This window comes from Salmonella sp. SAL4457, assembly GCF_046548235.1.
GTDB lineage: Bacteria > Pseudomonadota > Gammaproteobacteria > Enterobacterales > Enterobacteriaceae > Salmonella > Salmonella enterica.
Genome location: NZ_JBGDZO010000001.1, coordinates 1,400,531 through 1,426,839, shown reverse-complemented (window position 1 = coordinate 1,426,839; position 26,309 = coordinate 1,400,531). Strand labels below are relative to the sequence as shown.

At 52.7% G+C, this 26,309-nt stretch carries 22 protein-coding genes; 10 read left to right on the top strand and 12 right to left on the bottom strand.

Translation table 11 applies throughout. The features are described from left to right. Positions 1–2: 2 nt before the first annotated feature. The 4 genes from adhE (at position 3) to ybiB (ending at position 7,517) form a co-directional block, all read left to right on the top strand. Complete coding sequence (adhE, locus tag ACLJNW_RS07205; RefSeq protein WP_130576509.1) at positions 3–2,615, top strand: bifunctional acetaldehyde-CoA/alcohol dehydrogenase; 2,613 nt, start codon at positions 3–5, stop codon at positions 2,613–2,615. 181 nt (positions 2,616–2,796) lie between these two features. Next, positions 2,797–4,161, top strand: a complete 1,365-nt coding sequence (gene rhlE, locus ACLJNW_RS07200; protein WP_024154770.1) for an ATP-dependent RNA helicase RhlE — start codon at positions 2,797–2,799, stop codon at positions 4,159–4,161. Positions 4,162–4,368: 207 nt separating this feature from the next. After that, positions 4,369–6,513: an ATP-dependent DNA helicase DinG gene (gene dinG / locus ACLJNW_RS07195; RefSeq protein ID WP_001218630.1), complete on the top strand. Its 2,145-nt coding sequence runs from the start codon at positions 4,369–4,371 to the stop codon at positions 6,511–6,513. Between the two features lie 29 nt (positions 6,514–6,542). Beyond that, positions 6,543–7,517 (top strand): DNA-binding protein YbiB, encoded by a 975-nt coding sequence (gene ybiB, locus ACLJNW_RS07190; protein WP_000386477.1) that lies wholly within the window; start codon positions 6,543–6,545, stop codon positions 7,515–7,517. Positions 7,518–7,672: 155 nt separating this feature from the next. Here the strand turns inward: ybiB and ybiJ are convergent, their stop codons facing one another. After that, positions 7,673–7,933, bottom strand: a complete 261-nt coding sequence (gene ybiJ / locus ACLJNW_RS07185) for a DUF1471 family protein YbiJ (protein ID WP_000849089.1) — start codon at positions 7,931–7,933, stop codon at positions 7,673–7,675. 284 nt (positions 7,934–8,217) lie between these two features. Next, positions 8,218–8,484 (bottom strand): DksA/TraR family C4-type zinc finger protein, encoded by a 267-nt coding sequence (locus ACLJNW_RS07180; protein ID WP_000146330.1) that lies wholly within the window; start codon positions 8,482–8,484, stop codon positions 8,218–8,220. Between the two features lie 204 nt (positions 8,485–8,688). On the opposite strand from ACLJNW_RS07180, the gene rlmF reads away from it, so the two are divergent. After that, entirely contained in the window at positions 8,689–9,615 is a 927-nt protein-coding gene (gene rlmF / locus ACLJNW_RS07175; protein ID WP_001275962.1) for a 23S rRNA (adenine(1618)-N(6))-methyltransferase RlmF, read from the top strand. On the opposite strand, the gene ybiO is transcribed toward rlmF, so the two are convergent. The 6 genes from ybiO to rhtA form a co-directional block, all read right to left on the bottom strand. Then, positions 9,612–11,834: a mechanosensitive channel protein gene (gene ybiO / locus ACLJNW_RS07170; protein ID WP_023204033.1), complete on the bottom strand. Its 2,223-nt coding sequence runs from the start codon at positions 11,832–11,834 to the stop codon at positions 9,612–9,614. The two genes, rlmF and ybiO, sit on opposite strands and share 4 nt — an antisense overlap. Positions 11,835–11,952: 118 nt before the next feature. Further along, positions 11,953–12,675: a glutamine ABC transporter ATP-binding protein GlnQ gene (glnQ, locus tag ACLJNW_RS07165; RefSeq protein ID WP_000569093.1), complete on the bottom strand. Its 723-nt coding sequence runs from the start codon at positions 12,673–12,675 to the stop codon at positions 11,953–11,955. Beyond that, complete coding sequence (glnP, locus tag ACLJNW_RS07160; protein ID WP_001159076.1) at positions 12,672–13,331, bottom strand: glutamine ABC transporter permease GlnP; 660 nt, start codon at positions 13,329–13,331, stop codon at positions 12,672–12,674. The genes glnQ and glnP overlap by 4 nt, the downstream gene beginning before the upstream one ends. A gap of 143 nt (positions 13,332–13,474) precedes the next feature. After that, positions 13,475–14,221, bottom strand: a complete 747-nt coding sequence (gene glnH / locus ACLJNW_RS07155) for a glutamine ABC transporter substrate-binding protein GlnH (protein ID WP_000838671.1) — start codon at positions 14,219–14,221, stop codon at positions 13,475–13,477. 475 nt (positions 14,222–14,696) lie between these two features. Then, on the bottom strand, positions 14,697–15,200 hold the full coding sequence (gene dps, locus ACLJNW_RS07150) for a DNA starvation/stationary phase protection protein Dps (RefSeq protein ID WP_000100805.1): 504 nt from the start codon (positions 15,198–15,200) through the stop codon (positions 14,697–14,699). 302 nt (positions 15,201–15,502) lie between these two features. After that, positions 15,503–16,390 carry a threonine/homoserine exporter RhtA gene (rhtA, locus tag ACLJNW_RS07145; protein WP_001119554.1) on the bottom strand — a complete coding sequence of 296 codons (888 nt, stop codon included), beginning with the start codon at positions 16,388–16,390 and terminating at the stop codon, positions 15,503–15,505. A 353-nt stretch (positions 16,391–16,743) separates the two neighbouring features. Here rhtA and ompX point away from each other — a divergent pair, with 353 nt between their 5' ends. Then, positions 16,744–17,259 (top strand): outer membrane protein OmpX, encoded by a 516-nt coding sequence (gene ompX / locus ACLJNW_RS07140; RefSeq protein WP_000716763.1) that lies wholly within the window; start codon positions 16,744–16,746, stop codon positions 17,257–17,259. Between the two features lie 62 nt (positions 17,260–17,321). Here ompX and ACLJNW_RS07135 read toward each other — a convergent pair whose 3' ends face one another. Beyond that, positions 17,322–18,902 (bottom strand): phosphoethanolamine transferase, encoded by a 1,581-nt coding sequence (locus ACLJNW_RS07135; protein WP_023204035.1) that lies wholly within the window; start codon positions 18,900–18,902, stop codon positions 17,322–17,324. A 264-nt stretch (positions 18,903–19,166) separates the two neighbouring features. Then, positions 19,167–19,295 carry a manganase accumulation protein MntS gene (gene mntS, locus ACLJNW_RS07130; protein WP_001001755.1) on the bottom strand — a complete coding sequence of 43 codons (129 nt, stop codon included), beginning with the start codon at positions 19,293–19,295 and terminating at the stop codon, positions 19,167–19,169. A 185-nt stretch (positions 19,296–19,480) separates the two neighbouring features. Here mntS and mntR point away from each other — a divergent pair, with 185 nt between their 5' ends. Together mntR and ACLJNW_RS07120 are read left to right on the top strand one after the other, a co-directional pair. After that, entirely contained in the window at positions 19,481–19,954 is a 474-nt protein-coding gene (mntR, locus tag ACLJNW_RS07125; protein WP_000533542.1) for a manganese-binding transcriptional regulator MntR, read from the top strand. Next, entirely contained in the window at positions 19,951–21,063 is a 1,113-nt protein-coding gene (locus tag ACLJNW_RS07120) for an anion transporter (protein ID WP_000050089.1), read from the top strand. Before mntR ends, ACLJNW_RS07120 begins: the two co-directional genes overlap by 4 nt. Before the next feature lie 43 nt (positions 21,064–21,106). On the opposite strand, the gene ldtB is transcribed toward ACLJNW_RS07120, so the two are convergent. Continuing rightward, the gene (gene ldtB, locus ACLJNW_RS07115; RefSeq protein WP_001056404.1) at positions 21,107–22,027 is read right to left on the bottom strand and encodes a L,D-transpeptidase; all 921 of its coding nucleotides are present in this window, start codon (positions 22,025–22,027) and stop codon (positions 21,107–21,109) included. A 218-nt stretch (positions 22,028–22,245) separates the two neighbouring features. On the opposite strand from ldtB, the gene ACLJNW_RS07110 reads away from it, so the two are divergent. Further along, on the top strand, positions 22,246–23,841 hold the full coding sequence (locus ACLJNW_RS07110) for an ABC-F family ATPase (RefSeq protein ID WP_000961480.1): 1,596 nt from the start codon (positions 22,246–22,248) through the stop codon (positions 23,839–23,841). A gap of 120 nt (positions 23,842–23,961) precedes the next feature. Here the strand turns inward: ACLJNW_RS07110 and ACLJNW_RS07105 are convergent, their stop codons facing one another. Beyond that, positions 23,962–25,227, bottom strand: coding sequence for a DUF1479 domain-containing protein (locus ACLJNW_RS07105; protein WP_024154769.1), 1,266 nt, complete (start codon positions 25,225–25,227; stop codon positions 23,962–23,964). Positions 25,228–25,488: 261 nt separating this feature from the next. Here ACLJNW_RS07105 and ACLJNW_RS07100 point away from each other — a divergent pair, with 261 nt between their 5' ends. Further along, positions 25,489–26,298, top strand: a complete 810-nt coding sequence (locus ACLJNW_RS07100) for a Cof-type HAD-IIB family hydrolase (RefSeq protein WP_000217910.1) — start codon at positions 25,489–25,491, stop codon at positions 26,296–26,298. Positions 26,299–26,309 lie beyond the last annotated feature (11 nt).

The following is a 26,309-nucleotide window of genomic DNA, read 5'->3' as shown; positions in this document are numbered from 1 at the left end:
CCATGTCGATTAATTCCATTGAAGAATTAAACGCGCTGGTTGCGCGCGTCAAAAAAGCCCAGCGTCAGTACGCGAGTTTCACGCAACAACAGGTAGACAAAATCTTCCGCGCCGCCGCTCTGGCCGCCGCTGATGCCCGCATTCCGCTGGCCAAAATGGCGGTCGCCGAGTCTGGTATGGGCATCGTGGAAGACAAAGTGATTAAAAACCACTTCGCTTCCGAATATATCTATAACGCCTATAAAGATGAAAAGACCTGCGGCGTGCTGTCAGAAGACGACACTTTCGGGACCATTACGATTGCTGAACCTGTCGGTATTATTTGCGGCATCGTTCCGACAACCAACCCGACCTCTACCGCGATTTTCAAGTCGCTGATTAGCCTGAAGACCCGTAACGCCATCATCTTTTCTCCGCATCCGCGCGCTAAAGAAGCAACCAACAAAGCGGCAGACATCGTTCTGCAAGCGGCTATCGCTGCCGGCGCGCCGAAAGATCTGATTGGCTGGATCGATCAACCTTCCGTAGAACTGTCTAACGCATTGATGCACCACCCGGATATTAACCTGATCCTCGCGACGGGTGGTCCAGGCATGGTTAAAGCAGCATACAGCTCCGGCAAACCGGCTATCGGCGTAGGCGCAGGTAACACTCCGGTAGTGATTGATGAAACTGCTGACATTAAACGCGCTGTGGCGTCAATCCTGATGTCGAAAACCTTCGATAACGGCGTAATCTGTGCTTCTGAACAGTCTGTTGTCGTTGTTGATTCCGTCTATGATGCCGTTCGCGAGCGTTTTGCGAAATGCGGCGCGGTGATTCTGAATAAAAAAGAGAGGAAAGCTGTAGGCGGAGTATTGCTCAAAAATGGGGCGCTGAACGCGGCAATTGTCGGCCAGTCAGCGGCTACAATCGCAGAGATTGCCGGCATTTTTGTGCCTGAAAACAGCAAGGTTCTGATAGGGGAGGTGAGTGCAACGGACGCCTCTGAGCCTTTCGCTCACGAAAAACTCTCTCCGACGCTCGCCATGTACCGAGCAAAAGATTTTGCCGATGCGGTAGATAAAGCGGAGCAACTGGTCGCAATGGGCGGTATCGGTCATACCTCCTGCCTGTACACTGACCAGGATAACCAGCCAGAACGCGTTGCTTACTTCGGTCAGATGATGAAAACCGCGCGTATCCTGATCAACACCCCGGCCTCTCAGGGGGGTATCGGCGACCTGTACAACTTCAAACTCGCACCTTCCCTGACGTTGGGTTGTGGTTCCTGGGGTGGTAACTCCATCTCTGAAAACGTTGGTCCGAAACACCTGATCAACAAGAAAACCGTTGCTAAGCGAGCTGAAAACATGTTGTGGCACAAACTTCCGAAATCTATCTACTTCCGCCGTGGCTCTTTGCCCATCGCGCTGGATGAAGTGATTACTGATGGCCACAAACGTGCGCTCATCGTGACTGACCGCTTCCTGTTCAACAACGGCTACGCAGACCAGATCACCTCTGTGCTGAAAGCGGCTGGCGTTGAAACCGAAGTCTTCTTCGAAGTTGAAGCCGACCCGACGCTTTCCGTTGTTCGCAAAGGCGCTGAGCTGGCTAACTCCTTCAAACCGGACGTAATCATCGCGCTGGGCGGCGGTTCCCCGATGGACGCCGCGAAAATCATGTGGGTCATGTACGAACATCCGGAAACTCACTTCGAAGAACTGGCGCTGCGCTTTATGGACATCCGTAAACGTATCTACAAGTTCCCGAAAATGGGCGTGAAAGCGAAAATGATCGCCGTCACCACCACTTCCGGTACCGGTTCTGAAGTCACACCGTTTGCGGTTGTGACCGACGATGCAACCGGTCAGAAATATCCGCTGGCTGACTATGCCCTGACCCCGGATATGGCGATTGTCGATGCCAACCTGGTGATGGATATGCCGAAGTCCCTGTGTGCGTTCGGTGGTCTGGATGCGGTAACTCACGCCCTGGAAGCTTACGTTTCCGTACTGGCTTCTGAGTTCTCTGACGGTCAGGCTCTGCAGGCTCTGAAACTGCTGAAAGAAAACCTGCCGGCGTCTTACCACGAAGGGTCTAAGAACCCGGTTGCGCGTGAACGTGTTCACAGTGCAGCGACTATCGCCGGTATCGCGTTTGCCAACGCCTTCCTCGGTGTATGTCACTCCATGGCGCACAAACTGGGCTCTCAGTTCCACATTCCGCACGGTCTGGCGAACGCCCTGCTGATTTGTAACGTTATCCGCTACAACGCGAATGACAACCCGACCAAGCAGACCGCTTTCAGCCAGTACGATCGTCCGCAGGCACGCCGTCGTTACGCTGAAATTGCTGACCACCTGGGCCTGAGCACGCCGGGCGATCGTACCGCCGCTAAGATTGAAAAACTGCTGGCATGGCTGGAAAGCATTAAAGCTGAGCTGGGCATTCCTAAGTCTATCCGTGAAGCAGGCGTGCAGGAAGCTGACTTCCTGGCACACGTTGACAAACTGTCTGAAGATGCCTTCGATGACCAGTGCACCGGCGCTAACCCGCGTTATCCGCTGGTATCGGAACTGCGCCAACTGCTGTTGGCAAGTTTCTACGGCGAGGCGTTTGCTGAACAATAACGCATGGATCCCCGTCGCGGGGCGTCATTTTCCCCGCGGCTCACCGTAAGGATAATTTATGCGCCGCATCACAAAAACTGCTACACTCCGCCCCTTCATGACATTGTGGTTTTTGTCATTCCAAATTTGAGCATCTCCCTGAAAACTACACCGGCAACGGTCGGGGCGGTCCGGAGTAGTTATGTCTTTTGATTCCCTGGGATTAAACCCTGATATCCTGCGCGCCATTGCCGAGCAGGGTTACCGTGAACCTACCCCTATTCAGCAACAGGCGATTCCCGCCGTGCTGGAAGGCCGCGATCTGATGGCCAGCGCTCAGACCGGAACCGGTAAAACGGCGGGTTTTACCCTGCCATTGTTGCAGCATCTGATTACCCATCAGCCGCACGCTAAAGGTCGTCGCCCGGTGCGCGCGTTGATCCTCACGCCAACCCGCGAGCTGGCGGCGCAAATTGGCGAAAACGTCAGAGATTACAGTAAATATCTCAACATTCGCTCGCTGGTGGTATTTGGCGGCGTAAGCATCAATCCGCAGATGATGAAACTACGCGGCGGCGTGGATGTGCTGGTGGCGACGCCGGGACGTCTGCTCGACCTGGAACATCAAAATGCCGTGAAGCTGGATCAGATTGAGATTCTGGTACTGGATGAAGCCGACCGTATGCTGGATATGGGCTTCATTCACGACATTCGTCGCGTGCTGGCGAAACTGCCGGCGAAGCGTCAGAATCTGCTGTTCTCCGCCACGTTCTCCGACGACATCAAAGCGCTCGCCGAAAAGCTGTTGCGCAACCCGCTGGAAATCGAAGTGGCGCGCCGCAACACGGCCTCAGAGCAGGTGACGCAGCACGTGCACTTTGTCGATAAAAAACGCAAACGTGAACTGTTGTCGCAGATGATTGGCCAGGGCAACTGGCAGCAGGTGTTGGTCTTCACCCGCACCAAGCATGGCGCGAACCATCTGGCGGAACAGCTTAATAAAGACGGCATTCGCAGCGCGGCGATCCACGGTAATAAATCGCAGGGCGCACGTACCCGCGCGCTGGCCGATTTTAAATCCGGCGATATTCGCGTGCTGGTGGCGACGGATATTGCGGCGCGTGGTCTGGATATTGAAGAGCTGCCGCACGTGGTCAACTATGAACTGCCGAACGTGCCGGAAGATTATGTACACCGTATTGGCCGTACCGGTCGCGCGGCGGCAACTGGCGAGGCGCTGTCGCTGGTCTGTGTTGACGAGCATAAACTGTTGCGTGATATCGAAAAATTGCTGAAAAAAGAGATCCCACGCATTACGACGCCGGGCTATGAGCCGGACCCGTCGATTAAAGCGGAGCCGATTCAGAATGGCCATCAGCAGCGCGGCGGCGGCGGCGGTCGTGGACGCGGACAAAATCAGGGGGGAGCGGGGCGCAGTCAGCAGCCGCGACGTCAGGATAGTGGGGCAGCGAAGGCGAAATCAAAACCGCGCACAGACGAGGGGAAACCCGCTGGCGACAAAGCACGTCCGCCGCGTCGCCCGCGCAGAATCACGCCTGCCCAGTAAATTTTATCCGGCAACATGCCCGGTAGCGCGACGCTTACCGGGCCTACGGACTATGCAAATACGTAGGCCCGATAAGGTGCTTGCACCGCCATCCGGCAAAATACACATCGCGTTGCGAGCCGCCTTCCAGAACCGGTAAAAAAGGTACTTCCCGCCCCTGAAATGTGACACAATAGTGGCTGTTTATACAGTACTTCAGGTTTTCTCATGGCATTGACCGCTGCGCTGAAAGCGCAAATCGCCGCCTGGTATAAGGCGCTTCAGGACCAGATTCCCGACTTTATTCCCCGTGCGCCGCAGCGGCAGATGATTGCTGACGTCGCCAGAACACTGGCCGGGGAAGAAGGGAGACATCTGGCTATTGAAGCGCCGACCGGCGTCGGGAAAACCCTCTCCTATCTTATTCCCGGTATCGCCATTGCTCGGGAAGAGCAAAAAACACTGGTGGTCAGTACCGCTAACGTGGCGTTACAGGATCAGATCTTTAGCAAGGATTTGCCGCTGCTACGAAAAATCATCCCCGATCTGCGCTTTACCGCCGCCTTTGGCCGCGGGCGTTACGTGTGTCCGCGAAACCTGGCGGCGCTCGCCAGTAGCGAGCCTACGCAGCAGGATCTGCTCGCCTTTCTTGATGATGAACTGACGCCTAACAACCAGGAAGAGCAAAAGCGCTGCGCCAGGCTGAAAGGGGATCTTGACGGTTACAAATGGGATGGTCTGCGGGATCATACCGACATTGCTATTGACGACGATCTGTGGCGGCGATTAAGTACCGATAAAGCCAGTTGTCTGAACCGCAACTGTCACTATTACCGCGAATGTCCATTCTTTGTCGCCCGACGTGAAATACAGGAAGCGGAAGTCGTGGTGGCGAATCACGCGCTGGTAATGGCGGCGATGGAAAGTGAAGCCGTACTGCCGGAACCAAAGCATCTGCTGTTGGTACTGGATGAAGGTCATCATCTGCCCGATGTCGCTCGCGATGCGCTGGAGATGAGCGCGGAAATTACCGCCTCCTGGTATCGCTTGCAACTGGATCTGTTCAGCAAACTGGTGGCGACCTGCATGGAGCAATTTCGCCCTAAAACCACGCCGCCGTTAGCGAACCCTGAGCGACTTAACGCCCATTGCGAGGAGGTATACGAACTGATCGCCTCGCTCAATGCCATTCTTAATCTGTATATGCCCGCAGCGCAGGAGGCGGAGCACCGTTTTGCAATGGGCGAGTTGCCTGATGAGGTCATGGAAATCTGCCAGCGACTGGCGAAGCTGACCGAGACGCTGCGTGGGCTGGCGGAATCCTTTCTCAACGATCTCAGCGAAAAAACCGGGTCGCACGATATTGTGCGTTTGCATCGGGTGATTTTACAGATGAACCGGGCGCTGGGAATGTTCGAGGCGCAAAGTAAATTATGGCGGCTGGCTTCGATGGCGCAGTCTTCAGGCGCGCCGGTGTCCAAATGGGCGACGCGTGAAATACGCGAAGGGCAACTCCACGTCTGGTTCCATTGTGTCGGTATCCGCGTCAGCGATCAGCTGGAAAGATTGTTATGGCGCAGCGTACCGCACATTATTGTCACCTCGGCGACACTGCGCTCGCTCAATAGCTTTTCGCGCCTGCAGGAAATGAGCGGCTTAAAAGAAAAAGCCGGCGACCGCTTTGTGGCGCTGGATTCGCCGTTTAATCATGTGGAACAGGGGAAACTGGTGATTCCTCAAATGCGCTACGAACCCACTATTGATAACGAAGAGCAGCATATTGCCGAAATGGCAGCCTATTTTCGTGAGCAACTGGAGAGCAAAAAACATCATGGTATGCTGGTACTGTTCGCCAGCGGGCGGGCGATGCAGCGTTTTCTGGAGCATGTCGCTGATGTGCGCTTACTCCTCCTGGTCCAGGGCGACCAGCCGCGTTACCGGCTGGTGGAGCTGCACCGTAAACGGGTGGAGAGCGGCGAACGCAGCGTGCTGGTTGGACTTCAGTCTTTTGCCGAAGGGCTGGATCTTAAAGGCGAGCTGCTGACGCAGGTCCATATCCATAAAATTGCCTTCCCGCCGATCGACAGCCCGGTCGTGATCACCGAAGGCGAATGGCTAAAAAGCCTGAATCGTTATCCGTTTGAGGTACAAAGTTTACCAAGCGCGTCTTTTAATTTAATTCAGCAGGTAGGGCGATTGATCCGTAGCCACGCCTGTCGGGGAGAAGTGGTCATTTATGATAAGCGTTTGTTGACCAAAAACTACGGACAGCGTTTACTGAATGCCTTACCTGTTTTTCCGATAGAGCAGCCTGCCGTGCCAGACGTTATAGTAAAACCAAAAGCAAAACCTGCACGCCGCCGACGGCGTTAATGCTGTGAGCACACTTCAAGGAGCTTTCAATGGATTATCGCAAGATCATCAAAGAGATCGGGCGAGGTAAAAATCACGCCCGCGATCTGGATCTGGATACCGCGCGCGGTTTGTATACCCGAATGCTGAATGGCGACATCCCCGACCTGGAAATGGGCAGTATATTGATGGCGCTGCGTATTAAAGGCGAAGGCGAAGCCGAAATGCTGGGCTTTTATGAGGCCATGCAGAATCATACCATCAAACTGACACCGCCCGCAGATAGGCCGTTGCCGGTCGTTATTCCCAGCTATAACGGCGCGCGTAAACAGGCGAATTTAACGCCGCTGCTGGCTATCCTGCTGCATAAATTGGGCTTCCCAGTCGTAGTACACGGCGTCAGTGAAGATCCGACCCGCGTACTGACGGAAACTATATTTGAGCTGATGGGGATTATCCCCACCCTACACGGTGGACAAGCGCAGGCCAAACTGGACGGGCGCCAGCCGGTGTTTATCCCGGTGAGCGCGCTCTGCCCGCCGCTGGAAAAACAGCTGGCGATGCGCTGGCGGATGGGCGTGCGTAACAGCGCGCATTCACTGGCCAAGCTGGCGACGCCATTTGCTGAGGATGCCGCGCTGCGTTTATCAAGCGTTTCTCATCCTGAATATGTTCCGCGTGTGGCGACCTTTTTTAGCCGCATTGGCGGGCGGGCTTTGCTGATGCATGGTACCGAAGGCGAAGTCTATGCCAACCCGCAACGCTGTCCGCAAATCAGCCTGATTGATAGCCGCGGCGTGCAGGTACTGCATGAGCGCCAGAGCGACACGTACGACGAGCCGCTTTCACTGCCTGCGACTAAAGATCCTGAAATCACCGCGCGCTGGATTGAGCGCTGCCTTGCCGGCCACGAGCCGGTGCCGCAATCATTAAAAACGCAAATGGCCTGTTGTCTGGTTGCGACGGGAGAGGCGGCGACGTTAGAAGACGGGCTTGCGCGCGTCGAACAGGCTTTTAGCGAATAAAAAAAGCCCGTCCAGTGGCGGACGGGCAAATAAGGGTAACAAACAGGGTTAATGAGGGTTGGAGCAGTGGGTCTGTTAGCAAACAGACGAGGGTAATACCCGTCAGAATTCAAACAACAGCGATGTTACAGCCTGAAATCTGGCGGGCAGGTAAATTATTTATAAATCACCGCAGTGCCGCTCATTTTGTCATTACCTACGGCGGAGGTGATGTTATAAGCGCTTGCGCCAGCAGCGGCGGCTTTTTCAGCCAGTTTAGCTTCCAGGCCATCCAGCGTGGTGGCGCCATCGGCAGACACTACGCCGATTTTATGCAGGTTTTGCGTCTGAGACGCGCTAACCGGTTCTGCGGCAAAAGCGCCAAAAGAAAGGGTGGAAAGCGCGATGGCTGCAACAGCATATTTAATGGTTTTCATGATTAATCTCTCGCAGGTTATTCTGTTTATGGGACGATGTTCCGTCGATGTGATGAGTATCACGGTTTTTTGCGAAAGATAAAATCGAATAGAATTGACTGCCTTGCTCAAAATTTTTGAATGACAAATAACCTATTGATTATTAATTAATTCAACGGTTGAATTTACCTTTCTTGTCATCTGGCTTTACAGAGTCGAGGTTAACGGCACATTCTGCGACGCAGAACGCTAAAAAGCATGAGCGTAAAGGAATGGATAATACTGGCGGTTTCGGTAAAGAAAAGTCAGCGTAACTGGCTGTCTTTTGAACCTCTACGATTATATCCTGAAAATGTTGCGTTATGTAAATCTTTCTCCTGTTGGCAGGCTATGCATAACCGAACGCCCGGCACGGCTTTACGCCGCGCTTCAGGGATAGGATCGCCGCAAGATTCGCATTCATCGCGACTTTCGCCGTGGGGAAGTTCGCCGCGAGCGCGGGCAACGGCATCTTCAATGGTATTGTTGATTTGTTCATTCACTGCGTCGTCATTTGCCCAGCCGGATGCCATCACGCTCTCCTGATTTTAGGGTACCTGAGGTTAAGTGTAGCGCCGTCAGGCGAAAAAATCGCATCGCGCGATCTTTTCAGACCATGAGCAGAGCCAATGTCATTCAGATATCCGATCAAACGAGCGAGGCAGGGAATTCGCGGTGGTATATTTACCCCGTGGCGTTATACGGGTATCTTACGCCGCTGCTAAAAGGAGAATGCCATGTCCGCCCAGAAACCGGGGTTACACCCGCGCAACCGCCATCAACACCGTTATGATCTCGCCGCACTGTGTCAGACCACGCCGGAATTGACGTCCTTTCTTATCCGCACGCCCGCCGGTGAACAGAGCGTTGATTTTGCTAATCCGCAAGCGGTAAAAGCGCTCAATAAGGCGTTGCTGGCGCATTTTTATGCCGTTACACACTGGGACATTCCGCCAGGGTTTTTATGTCCGCCGGTGCCTGGTCGTGCGGATTATATCCATCATCTGGCGGATCTGCTTGGCGAAACGACAGGGAGTATTCCGGCGCAGGCAACTATTCTGGACGTGGGGGTGGGCGCCAATTGTATTTATCCGCTTATCGGCGTACATGAATATGGCTGGCGATTTACCGGTAGTGAAGTCAGCGACGCAGCGATGTCCAGCGCGCAGGCTATCATTCAGGCTAATACGGGGTTAAGCCGCGCCATTCGTCTGCGTCGGCAAAAAGATCCGGCGGCCATTTTTACCGGTATTATTCATAAAAATGAATTTTATGACGCAACGCTTTGTAACCCGCCTTTTCACGACTCCGCCGCCGCAGCCCGCGCGGGCAGCGAGCGTAAGCGCCGCAATTTGGGGCAGAATAAAGATGATGCGCTGAACTTTGGCGGTCAACAGCAGGAGCTATGGTGCGAAGGCGGCGAAGTCGCCTTTATTAAAAAAATGATTGCTGAAAGCCAATCCTTCCGCCGTCAGGTGTTGTGGTTTACGACGTTGGTGTCGCGCGGCGAGAATTTACCGCCGCTTTACCGGGCGTTGACGGAGGCTGGCGCGGTGAAAGTGGTGAAAAAAGAGATGGCCCAGGGGCAAAAGCAAAGCCGCTTTATTGCCTGGACCTTTATGGATGACGACCAGCGTCGCCGTTTTATCACCCGTAAACGCTAAATCGTCGGTTCGCGCGGCGGCAGTGAATCAGGCGGCGGGGCGCCGGCGGGGGCGGGCAGAACCTGATACGTTTGCACCGGCGCGCGCACATTAGCCAGATCAAAATGCTTTTTCACCTGGCTATCAAGGGCAAAACGCACCGTCCACTGCTTGAGCGGTAGCGTGGTGAACGACACGCGTAAAGTAAACGCCGTGTTCGTTAAACCGACAATACCGGCGAACGTGGGTTCGCCGATAATCAGCCCGCGAATATCCTCCGTCTCCATCAGCGCCGTTACCGCGTCTTTCAGCGCCTGATTCGCTTTATCCGCATCCTCATGGCGATCCACGTCATAGTTGGCGACAACAGAGCCGATACCGCGCACAAAGTTGGCGAAAGTGGTGATCGAGGACCACGGGATAATATGGTATGCCCCGGTATCCTGCCGCACGCCGACGGAACGAATCGACATTCTTTCGACCGTCCCCGTCAGCGGGCCTATGGTGACTAAGTCGCCGGTATTCATCCCGTTTTCAAACTGAATAAAGACGCCGGTAATAATATCTTTCACCAGGGTTTGCGAACCGAAAGAGATAGCCAGACCTAACGCCCCCGCGCCAGCCAGCAATGGCGCGATATTGACGCCGATTTCCGATAACACGATCATGATGGTTATGGTACTGATAATCACTGCCAGCGCATTGCGGAACAGCGTCAGCAGCGTGCGCGTGCGGGCGCTGGGTAGCGGGCGGCCATGAATATCGGAGGCCAGGCGATTCTCAATCAGACTGGCGAGAATCGTCCATCCCACGGCGGAGAAGAATAAGATTAACGCGATACGGATGAGGATATCGACCATCTTTTCCCCCGCGCCATAATGTAGCCAGTGCCAGAAATCGAATAATCCCCAGGCGTTGAGCAACAGCATAACGGCGACGCAGACGGTCAAAAAGCGTGCGACTTTTAGCGCCGAGGAGAGCCAGCCGTTAAGCCGCTTTTGTAATTCCGGGTAATTGCGCTGCGTATGGGGCGACAGGGTGATGGTTTTCGCTATCCAGCGGGTAAACATACCGGAGATAAACGCCGCGATGCCAATAATCGCCAGACTGCGCACGGTCGCGCCCATCATAAACTTCAGACTATTGCCTGGGTCGAATAACGAGAAGAAAAACAGCACGATAAAGTAGGCGCTGGCCAGCCAGTGCCACACCAGCGCAAAGGCGCGGATAAACAGGCTGAAAAAGGCTAATGATCGTTCCGCCAGGCTTAATAAATGTTGCGTAATCTCCGCTTTGTTTTTAAAGATCAGGTACAGCGCCCAGATGGTGATGCAGAGCATGATCGCCACATTAGCCATCGCGCCAACCTGAACATTCACCTGGTTGGAAATAATCGGAACGGCAACAATCAGCCCGTAGCCAATCAAACTGCTAAGGGAACTCATACGGCGATTCCAGTAACGCGCTGCCGCATCCTGAATTGCGAATGGGCGTAATTCCGGTACATTAGGGCAAAAGATAAGCCGCAGAATCGCTTTAAAGAACTCTATCAGCGCGAAGGCATTCAGGAACAGGCTTTGCTGAAAAGCGATAGTTCGACTTCCGGCATGGAAATTATCACTGAGCATCTGACCGATAAATAAGGTGAGCGCCAGTAGCAGGAGGTCGATAATAAACGCGCCGGCGATCATCGCCGGGAGCTGTAACCAGTTGCTGCGTTCACGGTTTTTCTTGCGCGCCCACAGGCCCATTTTTCGATATAACGGCAGGGCGCAAAGCCGTATCACGCTATAAAAACCAAATACCGCGACGGCCAGAAATAAAAAGTGGGTTAACGCGTTGGTGAAGGTTTGAGAGTTAAACGGCTTGTGCGGCGCATCGGTGATGTTGCGATAAAGCTGGGCGAAACGGGTAGCGAAAGCATCGCCGTACTGACGGGTAACGGTGGTGACGTTCTCCAGTACCGTTTTTTCATCTTTGGCCGCAGGCGGCGCAAGCGCTGGCGCCGGCTCGGTCGGCGGCGTGGTTGAGGCTTCGCGGAGTTGCGCTATTAATTCGTTACGTGAAGCCTCGTTCTCCAGTACGTCAGCCAGGGCCGCATAGGCCGCTTTTTTTTGTTCAGGACTGGGCTCTGGCGCTGCTTGCTGGCTGGTTGATGTCCCCGTGGTCACGCCGGGTATGGCGACCGCATGGGCAGGCGTGCCCAGTAGACAAAAAAGGATGAACAGGGTCCACCGCATGACTCCCCCAGTGAGAAAAGAGACGCAAAACACTAAGTATAGATGGCGCAGGGGAGGGAAGATGAAATGGGACTATTCCATGATGCCCTTCCTGCCGCAGGGCAGGAAGGGCGATATCTCAGGAGACGTGCTGTAAAAATTCCTGTAAACGTGGGCTTGGCGGGTTTTCGATCAACGCCTGCGGACTGCCATCTTCGGCAATACGGCCTTTATCGATGAAAATCAGCCGTGAGGCGACTTTTTCGGCAAAGCCGATTTCGTGAGTCACAATGACCATGGTCATGCCTTCTTCCGCCAGATCCTGCATGACTTTCAGCACTTCATGGCGCAGTTCAGGATCCAGAGCGGAGGTTGGCTCGTCAAAGAGCATCATTTTCGGCTTCACTGCCAGCGCTCGGGCAATGGCGACGCGCTGTTGTTGACCGCCGGAAAGCTCGGAGGGGTAGTGGTGCGCCCGTTCCGCCAGTCCAACTTTCGCTAATAGTGCTTTCGCCTGTTTTTCCGCTTCTTCTTTCTTTACGCCGCGTACGCGCAGAGGACCGAACATTACGTTTTCGAGCGCGGTCAGATGCGGGAACAGATAAAACTGTTGAAACACCATGCCGGCTTCCTGGCGAATCAGCCGTTCGTCTACTTTAGGATCGTTGACTTTCAGACCATCGACAATCAGATCGCCGGAGGTGATCTCTTCCAGTTTATTGATACAGCGTAATAACGTGGATTTACCCGAACCGGAAGGGCCGATAATCACAACCACTTCGCCCTGACGGATGTTTAAATCAATGTTATGCAGCACCTGGGTGGGGCCAAAGTGCTTGGAGACGTTTTTAAATTCAATCACAGGATTTTCATCCTTCTTTCAAGACGACGCAAAATAAAGCTCAGCACCAGCGTAATGATCAAATAGAAGACGGCCACGGCGCTCCAGATTTCCAGGGCGCGAAAGTTACCGGCAATAATTTCCTGGCCCTGACGGGTCAGCTCGGCTACGCCGATAACAATAAACAACGAGGTGTCTTTGATGCTAATGATCCACTGGTTGCCCAGCGGCGGCAGCATACGGCGCAGAGCAAGCGGTAAAATAACATGGCGGATGGTTTCCCGGCGAGAAAGGCCCAGCGCCAGACCCGCTTCGCGAAAACCTTTGTGAATGGATAGTACTGCGCCACGAGTAATTTCCGCGATATAAGCGCCGGAGTTAATCATAATTGTCACGACCGCTGCGCTGAACGGATCAATACGCAAATCATTAAATGCCATCGGCAGGGCAAAGTAGATAAACATGACCTGGACAACGATGGGCGTGCCGCGAATAATTTCAATGAAAACCAGGGCGATGTGGTTAGCGAACCAGCCGCCAAACGTACGGGCAAAACCTGCCGCCAGTCCAATAACCAGGCCGCCAGCCAGACCGAGGACCGAGATCCACAGGGTCATTTTAGCGCCCTCAAGCAAAAGCGGAATGGCGGGCCAGATGGCGCTCCAGTCAAACTGCATATGTCGTTCCTGTTACCGTGGTGTAAATAGTCAAATGCTCTATCCGGCGCGGAAATGGCGGAAAGTGTCTTATCCGTCACGGAAAGAGCTGTAGGCCCGGTGAGCGTCCTCACTACCGGGCCACAAGCCAACATCAGGTCGTTTTATTTAGGTTCTGTACCGAACCATTTTTTGTAGATTTCGTTATAGGTGCCATTCTCACGCAGCGTTTTCAGCGCGCCGTTGACTTTCTCGCGCAGTTCATCGCTGCCTTTCGGGAAGGCAACTCCGTATTGCTGTGCTTCCAGCGATTCGCCTACCGCCTTGAACTGGCCGTTGCCTGCGGTTTTGATAAAGTACAGGATGTTCGGCGTATCGTGCAGAACGGCGTCTGCGCGGTTGGTGCCTAATTCCATGTACGCGTTATCAATGTTCGGGAACTGACGCAGGTCTTTGGTTTTGATATTCGCTTTCGCGTAATCCACCGACCCGGTTCCGCTCTTCACGGCAACGACTTTGCCATCGAGGTCTTTAACGCTTTTAATATCGTTATTGTTGGCTTTCACCATCACGAGCAGACCGCTTTTGTAATAGCCATCGGAAAAGTCGATCGCTTTTTTACGCTCGTCCGTAATCGTAATACCCGCCAGCGCCAGATCGATATTTTTGGTTTGTAATGCCGGAATAATGCCGCTGAAATCCATCGGTTTCAGGGTGTAGTCCAGCTTCAGTTCTTTCGCGATAGCGTCCCACAGATCAACATCAAAACCGACGTATTTGTCGCCCTGTTTAAATTCAAACGGAACGAACGCCGTATCGGTTGCCACAACGAGTTTCTTATCCGCAGCGTGCGAAGACACCGCAAAAGCCAGGGTAAGTGCAGCCAGTGAAACTTTTAATAGAGACTTCATAGCATTTCCTTTTCTATCCACGGGGCGATCCCCTGCGAGAACATGTAGCGTAATGAAAAAATCATGCCAATTATGTAACTCATTGTTTTAACAGAAGCGTGAAACATTCCTGTGCACAATAAGTCGGGCAAAACCAGTATGCCGCACCGTTTTGGGGCACTGATTTAGTGCATGAATAACAAAGTAGAGATACAGGGTCTATTTAGCGTAAAAATCGTTGTTAAAACAATCTTTAATTAACGATTGTGTGATGTAATTATTACAAATAATTCACTTTTGTCGGAGGGGAGTACAAGACGTGTGCACTATTTAAGTGCAAAACCCCTGTGCCAGGCAGGGGTATAGGGATGACTTATATACCTGTGTACATCAAGTTGCAGGTGCGTTCGCTTCAGTGACGACGGAAGTCAGGCTTCTGCGGATTCGCTGCGTTTGTACCTTCCTGCAACTCGAAGTATTCAGGGTAGAGATAGATTTATTCGATGTTGGATTCGATAAACCACAGGAATTTATCGAGGTCGCGTGATGCGGCGGTAAAGATATCGGCAGTGTCTTCATCTTTGGCTTCACCGATAGCTTTGCGAACATCATTAGCGACAACAGCGTAGCGATCGGCCAGTTCTTTTAAGTGATCCTGCACGTTATGGATGTCGAGCGGATAGCTTTTCAGTGGAGTTTTGCTGTTGATAACTTGCGTGGTGCCTAACGCCACACCGCCAAGCTGTACGGCGCGCTCGGCCATAGTATCCAGATGATCGGTCAGTGCGGTACGGAAGCCATCCAGCATCTCATGAACGGCAATAAAGTTAGCACCGCGCATGTTCCAGTGGGCCTGTTTCGTGATAAGCGACAGGTCAATGAACTGGATCACCTGACGATTAAGCAACTCAACCGTCGCTTTTTTATCGCTCTCTGATACATCGTTACGGGTATAAAGCAGATTAGACGCTTTTGTTTTTACCAGTTTAGCGGTACTCATAATCTCATATCCTCTTGATGTTTGTGTCCCAGGTAATTAACGAAAATAAGTATAGCACCGGTTTTTAACTTTGCTTTTTTGAATTTACCTATCACTTTAATAGTACAGACAAGATTTAATATTTATTTTGATTAAAAATCAATTGGTTAGTCGGGTTTGCTGTTTGGCGGGTAATAATTCTCATTTTAATGTAAAAAATGAGAAAAAATATGACAAAAAATGACGAAGTAATAGCGCGATAATAAAAGGTGAATAACGAGGTGATATTCTGCATGATTATGCACATCATGCAGAATAAAAAACTATTTTACGTCAACTTGTTTAATTTGCGGTTCGCGGCGAATCGTTAGGGTAGATCCCATTGAAGCGGCAATGATGGCGCACAGGGCCAGGATTTGTATGCCCGTAAGCGTTTCGCCCAGAAAAATCATCCCGGAAACGGCGGCCAGCGCGGGTTCCATGCTCATCAGCGTACCGAAGGTGCGGGTTGGCAGGCGCGTCAGCGCAATCATTTCCAGTGAATAAGGCAGCGCCGTAGAAAGCACAGCGACCGCTAACCCTAAGGGAAGAATCGACCAGTGCCATAGCGCGTCGCCAGCCTGAACTGCGCCAATCGGCACGAAAATGATGGCGGCAATCAGCGAGCCTACCGCCACCGTGGCCGGACCATGTTCCGCGCCTGCTCGCTGGCCGGTAAGAATATAGACAGCCCAACAGGCGCCAGCGCCGAGCGCTAACGCGGCCCCGGTAAGATCGACGTGAGACATATCTTGCCCTAATGGCAGCAGGAACCAGAGCCCAAGCACAGCCAGTACGACCCAAATAAAATCTACCGGCCGCCGGGATGAAAACAGCGCGACCGCCAGAGGACCGGTAAATTCCAGCGCGACCGCAATACCCAACGGCACCGTCTGAATCGACAGATAGAATAGATAGTTCATCCCGCCCAGCGACAGACCATAAAACAGTAAAGGCAGCCGCTGCTCTTTGGCAAAACGCAAACGCCAGGGTTTGAAAAAGGCGATAAGGATAAGCGTTCCCAACGCCAGACGAAGCGCCGTTACGCCCGGCGCGCCGACAAGAGGAAATAACGATTTCGCCAGTGAAGCGCCACTCTGAATAGAGGACATGGCAATGAGCAAAACCAAAATGGGCAACCAGACTGGTAGTTTACGTGTTGACCCCGGCATCCTTTCTCCTGTCAAAAAATGTCAGTACGAGTAAAGGTGGCAGTGTAATGGAAATTCCCCGCGGCGGTTGAGGATTCGTTGAAAAAAAATTTCCAGGATTCCATAAAATGAACTTAAATTGATGGATAAATAGACTGTTAGTTTAGGAATAATCTGGATGAATGTATCGCGCCACACGCGCATTATTGATGCAATCAGTCGAAAAAATGATGTTAATTGAATAAGATAGCGCGTTATGGAAACGTTCTGTTACATGAAAGGCGCCCTTAGACACCGTGAATTGCAAAGAGTTTCCCATTAATTTTTGATATATTTAAAACTTAGGACTTACTTGAAGCACATTTGAGGTGGTTATGAAAAAAATTGCATGTCTTTCAGCACTGGCCGCTGTTCTGGCTTTTTCCGCAGGTACTGCAGTAGCTGCTACTTCTACCGTTACCGGTGGTTACGCTCAGAGCGACGCGCAGGGCGTAGCGAATAAAATGAGCGGTTTCAACCTGAAGTATCGTTACGAGCAGGACGACAACCCGCTGGGCGTAATCGGTTCCTTCACCTACACCGAAAAAGATCGTACTAACGGTGCGGGCGATTACAACAAAGGTCAGTACTACGGCATCACTGCCGGCCCGGCTTACCGTCTGAACGATTGGGCGAGCATCTACGGTGTAGTCGGTGTGGGTTACGGTAAATTCCAGACGACCGATTACCCAACCTACAAACATGACACCAGCGATTATGGCTTCTCCTATGGCGCTGGTCTGCAATTCAACCCGATGGAAAATGTTGCTCTGGACTTCTCTTACGAGCAGAGCCGTATTCGTAGCGTTGACGTTGGCACCTGGATTGCTGGCGTAGGTTACCGCTTCTAATCACGTCGGTGAAAATGAAAAATCCGCCTTTCGGGGCGGATTTTTTTTGCCTGAAACGTGCATTATTTTAGTGAAAAAATATCGCTGCCCAGATGGTTATAGTCCACTTTCTGTAATTTGAAATTGGTGATATAAACGGGCCCGGCTTTCTGTTCCGAAATAAATCGATAGCGATTTTTGATCTCTTTAGCGCTAATTCCTGTCCATTGCGAGAAAAAACTCAGGAAATCGTTCGCGGAACGGCGAGCTTTAATGATCCGATGCGCTTTACTGTCGCTGGATAGCACCATAAACGGCACCTGGAAGTTTTGCTGGAATTTGTCGTCATGCGCCAGGTACTGTACCGCTTTGCCGCGCTCTTTAAACGCCAGCCCGTGATCGGAGAAATAGACGAGCGAAAAACTGTCGCCGCTATGACGAAGCTGAGTATAGAGCTGACGGAGCAAATCGTCGGTTTGCGTCATGGTGTATAAATAACAAGACGTCTCTTTCGACTGGACAAACGTCGCGTATTTTCCCTGAGTACGGTCGCAGGCCTGGGGATGCGATCCCATTAAATGCAACACAATCAACTGCGGTTGCGTGCGTTCTGTCGCCAATACCTGCGCCGTCATGGTTAACAGCGCGTCGTCGCGAGTATTTTGATCCGCTTCAAAATCGCCGTTTTTCAGGAAATGCGCTTCATCGGCGCGTTTGGCGATACTGGCGATGGCCGTGTCGTATTCGCCAATTTGCCCCTGATTGGAAAACCACCATGTCTGAAAACCGGCGCGGTTAGCCAGCGTGACGAAGTTATCCTGATACTGCGGTTTGTTATCCACCACGCGATTGAGCGTTAAACCAAGCGATTTTTGCGTTGAGCCGCTGGCGGCGATGTAATCCATAAAGAAGTCGCCATTCACATGGCTGGCGAAGGGGGTATTATCCCAGTGGCCGCCGAAAGCGCCCATGGCATCCCGTCGCGCGCTTTCACCAATCACCACGACATAGATGTGATATCTGGGTTTCACCGCAGTAACCGTCCAGCTATCTTTTATGCCGGATAGCTGCGCCATACGGTGCTGCTCTTCAATGACTTCGTTGTTATTGACGATAACGTCTTTGGCGAAGCGAAAAACCGGATAGCCGGTATCAATAACCTTAAAAACGCCGCCCCACGCCAGATTTTGTACCGGCGCGACGAAAAATGCCGCGACGCTAATCAGCAGGCACAGGCTGTCGAGGCTATTCCAGCGCGGCTTGACCTCTTCTTTTCGGCGGCGAAGCGCAATAATACCCAGCGCAAAAATAAAAAGTCCGGTCAGGTAGCTATACCACGGGAAGATGGTCAGGATTTCGCTCGACTCTTCCATATTGGTGGAGTGCAGCGCCAGCAGCGTATTAAAGTTCGGCGCGCCGTAAGCCTGGCCAAAGGGAAAATAGCAAGCAGCTACCAGCGAACAGATGCCGAGCAGCGCTTTTTGTCCGCGGGGCAGGTAGCGCCAGAGCAACAGCAACAGGCAGGTAAACGCCGCGGTATAAAGCAGGCTAAAGGGATAGCCGAGCGCGAGGTTAATCAGCAGCGACTGTAAAAAGTAGAGGCCCGCCCACGGGCTTACCGCCCGACGACGGGCGAGAAGTGAATCGATAAGGGTTGAATTCATATGCCACTATTGCAAAAACGCCATGTGCTAACCCTGGCGCGAAGGGTCATTACCTGCCTGATTATGCGTAAAAAAGGTATTGGGTTCGCAACGGCGAGTCGCAAAATATTCAGGGCTGCCAGAAGATAGAGCGTGCGGGTAAGAAGGTCAACCGCCGGAAAGAAAATGTTTTGCGAAGAGAATAGCAAAACCACAAAAAAACAGGGGAAATGGGCGCCATTTCCGTTGAGGATGCAAAATAAAGCGGCGTACCGCACCGCCGCGTTATTTCGTGGAAGGGTTATCCTGTTCCGGTTTGCCGTTGATCATATCGCACAACATAGAGAGCAGCATTAACCGGACTTTAAAGGGAGAGTGACTGAACACGCGTATACACCTCTTAAATTCGTTCATATAAACCTCCTGATGTTTCTATCCCATCGATCCGTGAGGGATGTCTGCATTACATACAGATATAGCACAGGCTATGTTTTATAGCTATTGCTAAAACGTTAATTTTTTGTGCCCGGACAACTCTGGTTTACAATGAGCGCTCTGTCAGCTGACGCGTTAACGCGTCACAGAAACGAGGAAGCAAAATGGGTCGTCGCGCAGGTACGCCAACAACAAAAAAAGTGACGCAATTGGTGAACGTAGAAGAACACGTTGAAGGATTTCGTCAGGTCAGAGAGGCGCATCGCCGTGAGTTGATAGACGATTACGTTGAGCTGATTTCCGATTTAATTATTGAGGTAGGGGAAGCGCGTCAGGTGGATATGGCGGCTCGGCTCGGCGTCTCCCAGCCAACTGTGGCCAAAATGCTTAAGCGCCTGGCATCGTTAGGATTTATTCAAATGATCCCCTGGCGCGGCGTTTTTCTGACGCCGGAAGGGGAGAAGCTGGCGCAGGAAAGCCGCGAGCGGCACCAAATTGTCGAAAATTTTTTACTGGTATTAGGCGTAAGTCCGGAGATCGCGCGTCGTGATGCGGAAGGGATGGAACACCATGTCAGCCAGGAGACATTGGATGCCTTTTTGGCCTTCACGCAACAGCATGGAACATCTGCAGAATGAGTCTGGCCTTTTTACGGGCGCTGCGGCGTGACCGTTTTTTTCAGTTGTTGATCATTGTGGGGATGGCGTTAAGCCTGTTTGTTCCTTTTGCGCCCCGCGCCTGGCCTGGCGCGATTGACTGGCACACCATTATTACCCTCAGTGGGTTAATGTTGCTCACTAAAGGCGTTGAGCTGAGCGGCTATTTTGATGTGCTGGGACGCAAGATGACGCGCCGATTTCATACCGAGCGGCAACTGGCGATGTTCCTGGTGCTGGCTGCGGCGGCGCTGTCGACCTTTCTGACAAACGATGTCGCGCTGTTTATCGTTGTGCCGCTGACGATAACGTTAAAAAAACTGTGCGCGATTCCGGTCAACCGATTGATTATTTTTGAAGCGTTGGCGGTGAACGCCGGTTCGCTGCTGACGCCTGTCGGTAATCCGCAAAATATTCTGTTGTGGGGACGCTCCGGCTTAACCTTTGCTGAATTTAGCGGGCAAATGGCGCCGCTTGCCGTCATGATGATGCTGACGTTACTGCTCCTGTGCTGGTTTTGTTTTCCGGGTAGGGCGTTACAGTATCATACCGGTACGCGTTCGCCGCAGTGGCAGCCCCGTCTGGTGTGGAGTTGCCTGGCATTATATGTCGTTTTTCTTACCGCGCTGGAGCTCAGGCAAGAGTTATGGGGACTGGTGTTGGTGGCGGCTGGGTTTATTGTGCTGGCGCGCAGGGTGATAGTCAGCGTGGACTGGACGCTGCTGCTGGTATTTATGGCGATGTTTATTGATGTCCATCTGCTAACGCAATTGCCGGCGTTGCAGGGCGTTTTCAACCAGGTTGGCGCACTGTCTCACCTGGGGCTTTGGCTAACCGCTATCGGCCTGTCGCAGGTTATCAGTAATGTGCCCAGTACCATTCTCCTGCTGAACTATGTACCGGCCTCGACGTTGCTGGCGTGGGCGGTGAATATCGGCGGGTTTGGTCTGCTGCCGGGGTCGCTGGCAAATCTTATTGCTTTACGGATGGCGAACGATCGCCGAATCTGGTGGCGATTTCATTTCTATTCGCTGCCGATGCTGGCATGGGCGGCGCTGGTGGGATATGGATTATTGCAACTGATGCCGTAAGAGAAGCCCGATAGTGTCTATCGGGCTTCGCAGGCAGAGTCTGTCAGTTCAGACGAACCGGCATCCCGGAACGATCCTGAACTGCCTGTTGTACGACGGTCTGATCAACGTCAGGCTCGTTGGTGACGGCCAGGATACTCTTATTAAGCGTGATCGGCACCGCTTCCTTACCTTCAAACTGCGCTTCCGTCGTTGACAGCGGGTTATGCACCTCAATGTAACGGCTACCGTCCGGCTCGGTGGTGGCTTTTACCGGTTCATCGATAAACTGCACGCGGGTACCGACCGGCACATTTTCAAACAGGAATTTGATATCGTCGTTGCGCAGACGCACGCAGCCGTGGCTCACGCGAAGCCCGATGCCGAAGTTGGCGTTGGTGCCGTGAATAGCATACAGGCGACCGATGTACAGCGCGTACAGGCCCATCGGGTTATCCGGGCCCGCAGGTACGACGGCAGGCAGCGGCTCGCCGGCGGCGCGATATTCAGCGTGCATTTTTGCCGTAGGCGTCCAGGTCGGACCGGCTTTTTTACGTTCAACTTTGGTCGTCCAGTTGATAGGCGTGTCTTTACCTAACTGACCGATCCCAATCGGCAGGACGATAACGGTGTTTGTGCCTTTCGGGTAGTAATAGAGGCGCATTTCCGCGCTATTGATGATAATGCCTTCGTGTACGGTATCCGGCAGGATCAGCTGCTGCGGAATATTCAGCACGGTACCGCCCTTCGGCAGGAAGGTATCCACGCCAGGGTTGGCTTCCAGCATGTTGGAGAGCCCCATCTGGTACTCCGCGGCAAAATACTCCAGCGGCTGGGTATTGCCCTCCGGAACGGTGATGACCTGATTTTGCCCAATTAAACGGCTACCATCGGTAGGCAGCGGGTAAGTGACTGCTGAGGCTGTTTTACAAAAACCAACTACAGCGAAAGCCGCCGCGAAAAGCGTTGTTAATTTCATATTCATGTTATGCGAGATTCTGTGCCAAGCAGGCTAGTAGGTTGAGAATTCTGTCATGTTGGGAGCGCATTATAGGTGCATTCCAGTAAACAGGGAATTCAGATGTGTACGAAATCACGTTTTTTTCCCTTACGGTTCAGTGTAGCCCTTTGTACAGGGCGCGATCTTATTTCAGACTTGTGGCATAATAAGCGGTTTGTCACATCTTTTTTCAGGATAAGCCTGTGTTAGTTTCCAGCAACGTTACCATGCAGTTCGGCAGTAAGCCGCTGTTCGAAAACATTTCCGTCAAATTTGGCGGCGGCAACCGTTACGGCCTGATTGGCGCCAACGGTAGCGGAAAGTCCACTTTTATGAAAATCCTCGGCGGCGACCTGGAGCCGACGCTGGGCAATGTTTCCCTCGATCCGAATGAGCGCATCGGTAAGCTGCGTCAGGACCAGTTCGCTTTTGAAACATTCACCGTACTTGATACTGTCATTATGGGGCATGGCGAACTGTGGGAAGTCAAGCAGGAGCGCGACCGTATCTACGCCTTGCCGGAAATGAGCGAAGAAGACGGCTATAAAGTCGCCGATCTGGAAGTAAAATACGGCGAGATGGACGGTTATTCCGCTGAGGCGCGCGCGGGCGAACTGCTGTTGGGGGTGGGCATCCCGCTGGAGCAGCATTACGGTCTGATGAGTGAAGTCGCGCCAGGCTGGAAATTGCGTGTGCTGCTGGCGCAGGCGTTATTCTCTAATCCGGACATCCTGTTGCTCGACGAACCGACCAACAACCTGGATATTGATACTATCCGTTGGCTGGAGCAGGTGCTGAACGAGCGCGATAGCACGATGATCATCATTTCGCACGACCGTCACTTCCTGAACATGGTTTGTACGCATATGGCGGATCTGGATTACGGCGACTTGCGCGTCTATCCGGGTAACTATGATGAGTATATGACGGCGGCGACCCAGGCGCGTGAACGTCTGTTGGCCGATAATGCGAAGAAAAAAGCGCAAATTGCCGAGCTGCAATCTTTTGTTAGCCGTTTTAGCGCCAATGCCTCTAAATCGCGTCAGGCAACGTCGCGCGCGCGGCAGATTGATAAAATCAAGCTGGAAGAGGTGAAAGCCTCCAGCCGTCAGAACCCGTTCATCCGTTTTGAGCAGGATAAAAAACTGTTCCGTAACGCTCTGGAAGTGGAGGCGCTGACGAAAGGTTTTGATAACGGTCCGCTGTTTAAAAATGTCAATTTGCTGCTCGAAGTCGGCGAGAAGCTGGCGGTACTCGGCACCAATGGCGTGGGTAAATCTACGCTGCTGAAGACGCTGGTTGGCGATCTGGACGCCGATCACGGCACCGTTAAATGGTCGGAAAACGCGCGTATTGGTTACTACGCGCAGGACCACGAATATGAATTCGAAAATGACCTGACGGTGTTTGAATGGATGAGTCAGTGGAAGCAGGAAGGCGACGACGAGCAGGCAGTGCGCAGTATTCTGGGCCGCCTGTTATTTAGCCAGGATGATATCAAAAAGCCTGCGAAAGTCCTCTCCGGTGGCGAGAAGGGCCGTATGCTGTTCGGCAAACTGATGATGCAAAAGCCGAATATCCTGATCATGGACGAACCGACTAACCACCTGGATATGGAGTCGATCGAATCGCTGAATATGGCGCTGGAGCTGTATCAGGGCACGCTGATCTTTGTTTCGCACGACCGTGAGTTCGTCAGCTCGCTGGCAACCCGCGTCATTGAAATTACGCCGGAGCGCGTGGTGGACTTCAGCGGCAACTACGACGATTATTTGCGTAGTAAAGGGATTGAAAGTTAAACACTGACGCCCGGTAGCGCTGTGCTTACCGGGCCTACGTATCCTGGCCGTAGGTTCGGTAAGACGGGTGCGCCCAGGCAAAGGGCACACCGCAGGTGAGCGGGAAGGGCGGTACGACCGTCAAACGTCCATACCTAATGCCCGCTTGCCGTGAATATTCAGATCGCGCAGCGTGAAGCGCCCTTCCCAGGTGGTTTCATAGTCCTCGCGCGGGAAATCGCCCGGTGATGCGCCTGTCTCCAGCGCCGCTTTCACCTTACGCGCATAGGCCAGATTTTTCTCACACATTGGCGCGGCAGGAATGTACATCACATTGCCCCAGCCCTGCTGATTTTCGACGGGGGCGACGGAGTGGATGACATCGCAATGCCACCACACGGAATCCCCGGCTTCCAGCGGCGGAATGCTGGTTAACGCCGCCATCAGTAAAGGATGCCACTGTTCAGAAATCGGCAGCACCCGGCCCGGCGCGACGCCGCATAATTCATCTTCCGGGACATCATCCAGCAGCGGGCGCAGCAGAATATACGCCATCGCCTCCGGGATAGGGACGACATGAAGCAACCCCTGACCGGGCAGCATATCGGAGAGCGCGGTCCAGCCCTGGAAGGTGCGAAATACCGAGCATTTTGTGGTGTTATCCACCGTGTACTCTTCAACGTCGGTACGGTGCGCCGCATTCCACGGATCGTACTGCTCGACGTTGCCGTTAAACACGCTGGCGAATACCTGCTGATAGGCTGGCAGCAGCCAGCGTTCCAGCGCGCCGGAGTCGGTATGCGCTCCCAGTCCTTTGGATGTGGTGCCCGGCGGGCGGCGACGGATGCGATCCGGGTAAATGATGCTGATATCCGGATTAAACCATCGCTTGCCGTCGTGCTCTACCTGCCACAGACGGTTGAGGAACGACTGCGCCAGCGCCATCTCTTCACTTTGGCGGGCCTGCATTTGCGCCTGCGACCAGTAGACAGGATAGATTTCAGGCCGGGAGGCGCTCAGCGTACCGAAAAAATTATCCCCCGGTCCTTTATACACCTCGTCAAAATGGTTCTTGTCCAGATAGTCGAGCATCGACTGGTCCCATGCCAGCGCCTGTTCGCGTGGAAAATGACCTTTAATCACCGCGCACCCGCGGCGCTTAACCTCGGCGCGGGTGGCATCGCTAATGTTGCCCATCGCCAGTTCGCTAAAAGGGATAATTGGCCATACCGGCTGCCCCTGCGCCTTCAGATCGTTAATTTCCGCCACCCGGGCTGCTATGGTGGCGCTCAAACGGTCGAACACCGCCTGTACGTCGCCGATTTGCGCGCGTAGCGCCTGCTTCATCTGACGAATGGCCGCTTTTGGGCCGGCGGGCAGCGTTTCGTGGGTAAAAGGAGTCGTCATATCAACCTCATCATCTTTCGTTCGAAAGTAAAGTTAGTTACATCTGATACTTTAAGTTAAAATAAGGTTAATGCAAGTTTAAAATATTGCAGGAGCGCACAAGGAGAGAAGCGAGAGGAAAACGTAAGGTGGCCAGGACGCCTTAATGTCTTATGCGGCTATTCCTTTCGTTCAGCCACTTTTCATTCGAAATAAATTTGTGGTTCTGCTCACATTGTTATTAAAATGTTTCTGGTCGCAGTTACAGCCAGGAGCTTAAGTATGACCGTTAACGTTGTCGTTACAGATATGGACGGCACTTTTCTCGACGATGCCAAGCAGTACGATCGTGTACGCTTCATGGCGCAATACCAGGAACTGAAAAAACGTAATATCGAATTTGTGGTCGCCAGCGGTAATCAGTACTACCAGTTGATCTCCTTCTTCCCCGAGCTGAAAGACGAAATTTCCTTTGTCGCAGAAAATGGCGCGCTGGTGTATGAACATGGCAAGCAGTTGTTTCACGGGGAGCTAACCCGGCATGAATCGCGGATTGTGATTGGCGAACTGCTGAAGGATAAGCAGCTTAACTTCGTCGCCTGCGGTCTGAAAAGCGCTTATGTCAGCAAAAACGCTCCCGAGACTTTCGTGGCGCTGATGGCCAAACATTATCACCGCCTGCAGCCGGTAAACGATTATCACGACATTGACGATATCCTGTTTAAGTTCTCCCTGAATTTGCCCGATGAACAAATTCCGCTGGTTATCGACAAACTGCACGTATCTCTGGATGGCATCATGAAGCCCGTCACCAGTGGCTTCGGTTTTATCGACCTGATTATCCCGGGACTGCATAAAGCGAATGGCATCAGTCGTCTGTTAAAGCGCTGGAACAGGTCGCCACAGAATGTCGTCGCCATTGGCGACAGCGGTAATGATGCGGAAATGTTGAAAATGGCGCATTACTCTTTTGCCATGGGCAATGCCGCAGACAATATCAAAGCGCTTTCACGTTATCACACTGATGATAATAACCATCAAGGCGCGCTCAACGTCATTCAGGCCGTGCTTGACGGCACCGATCCCTTCTGATTAACAGGCCT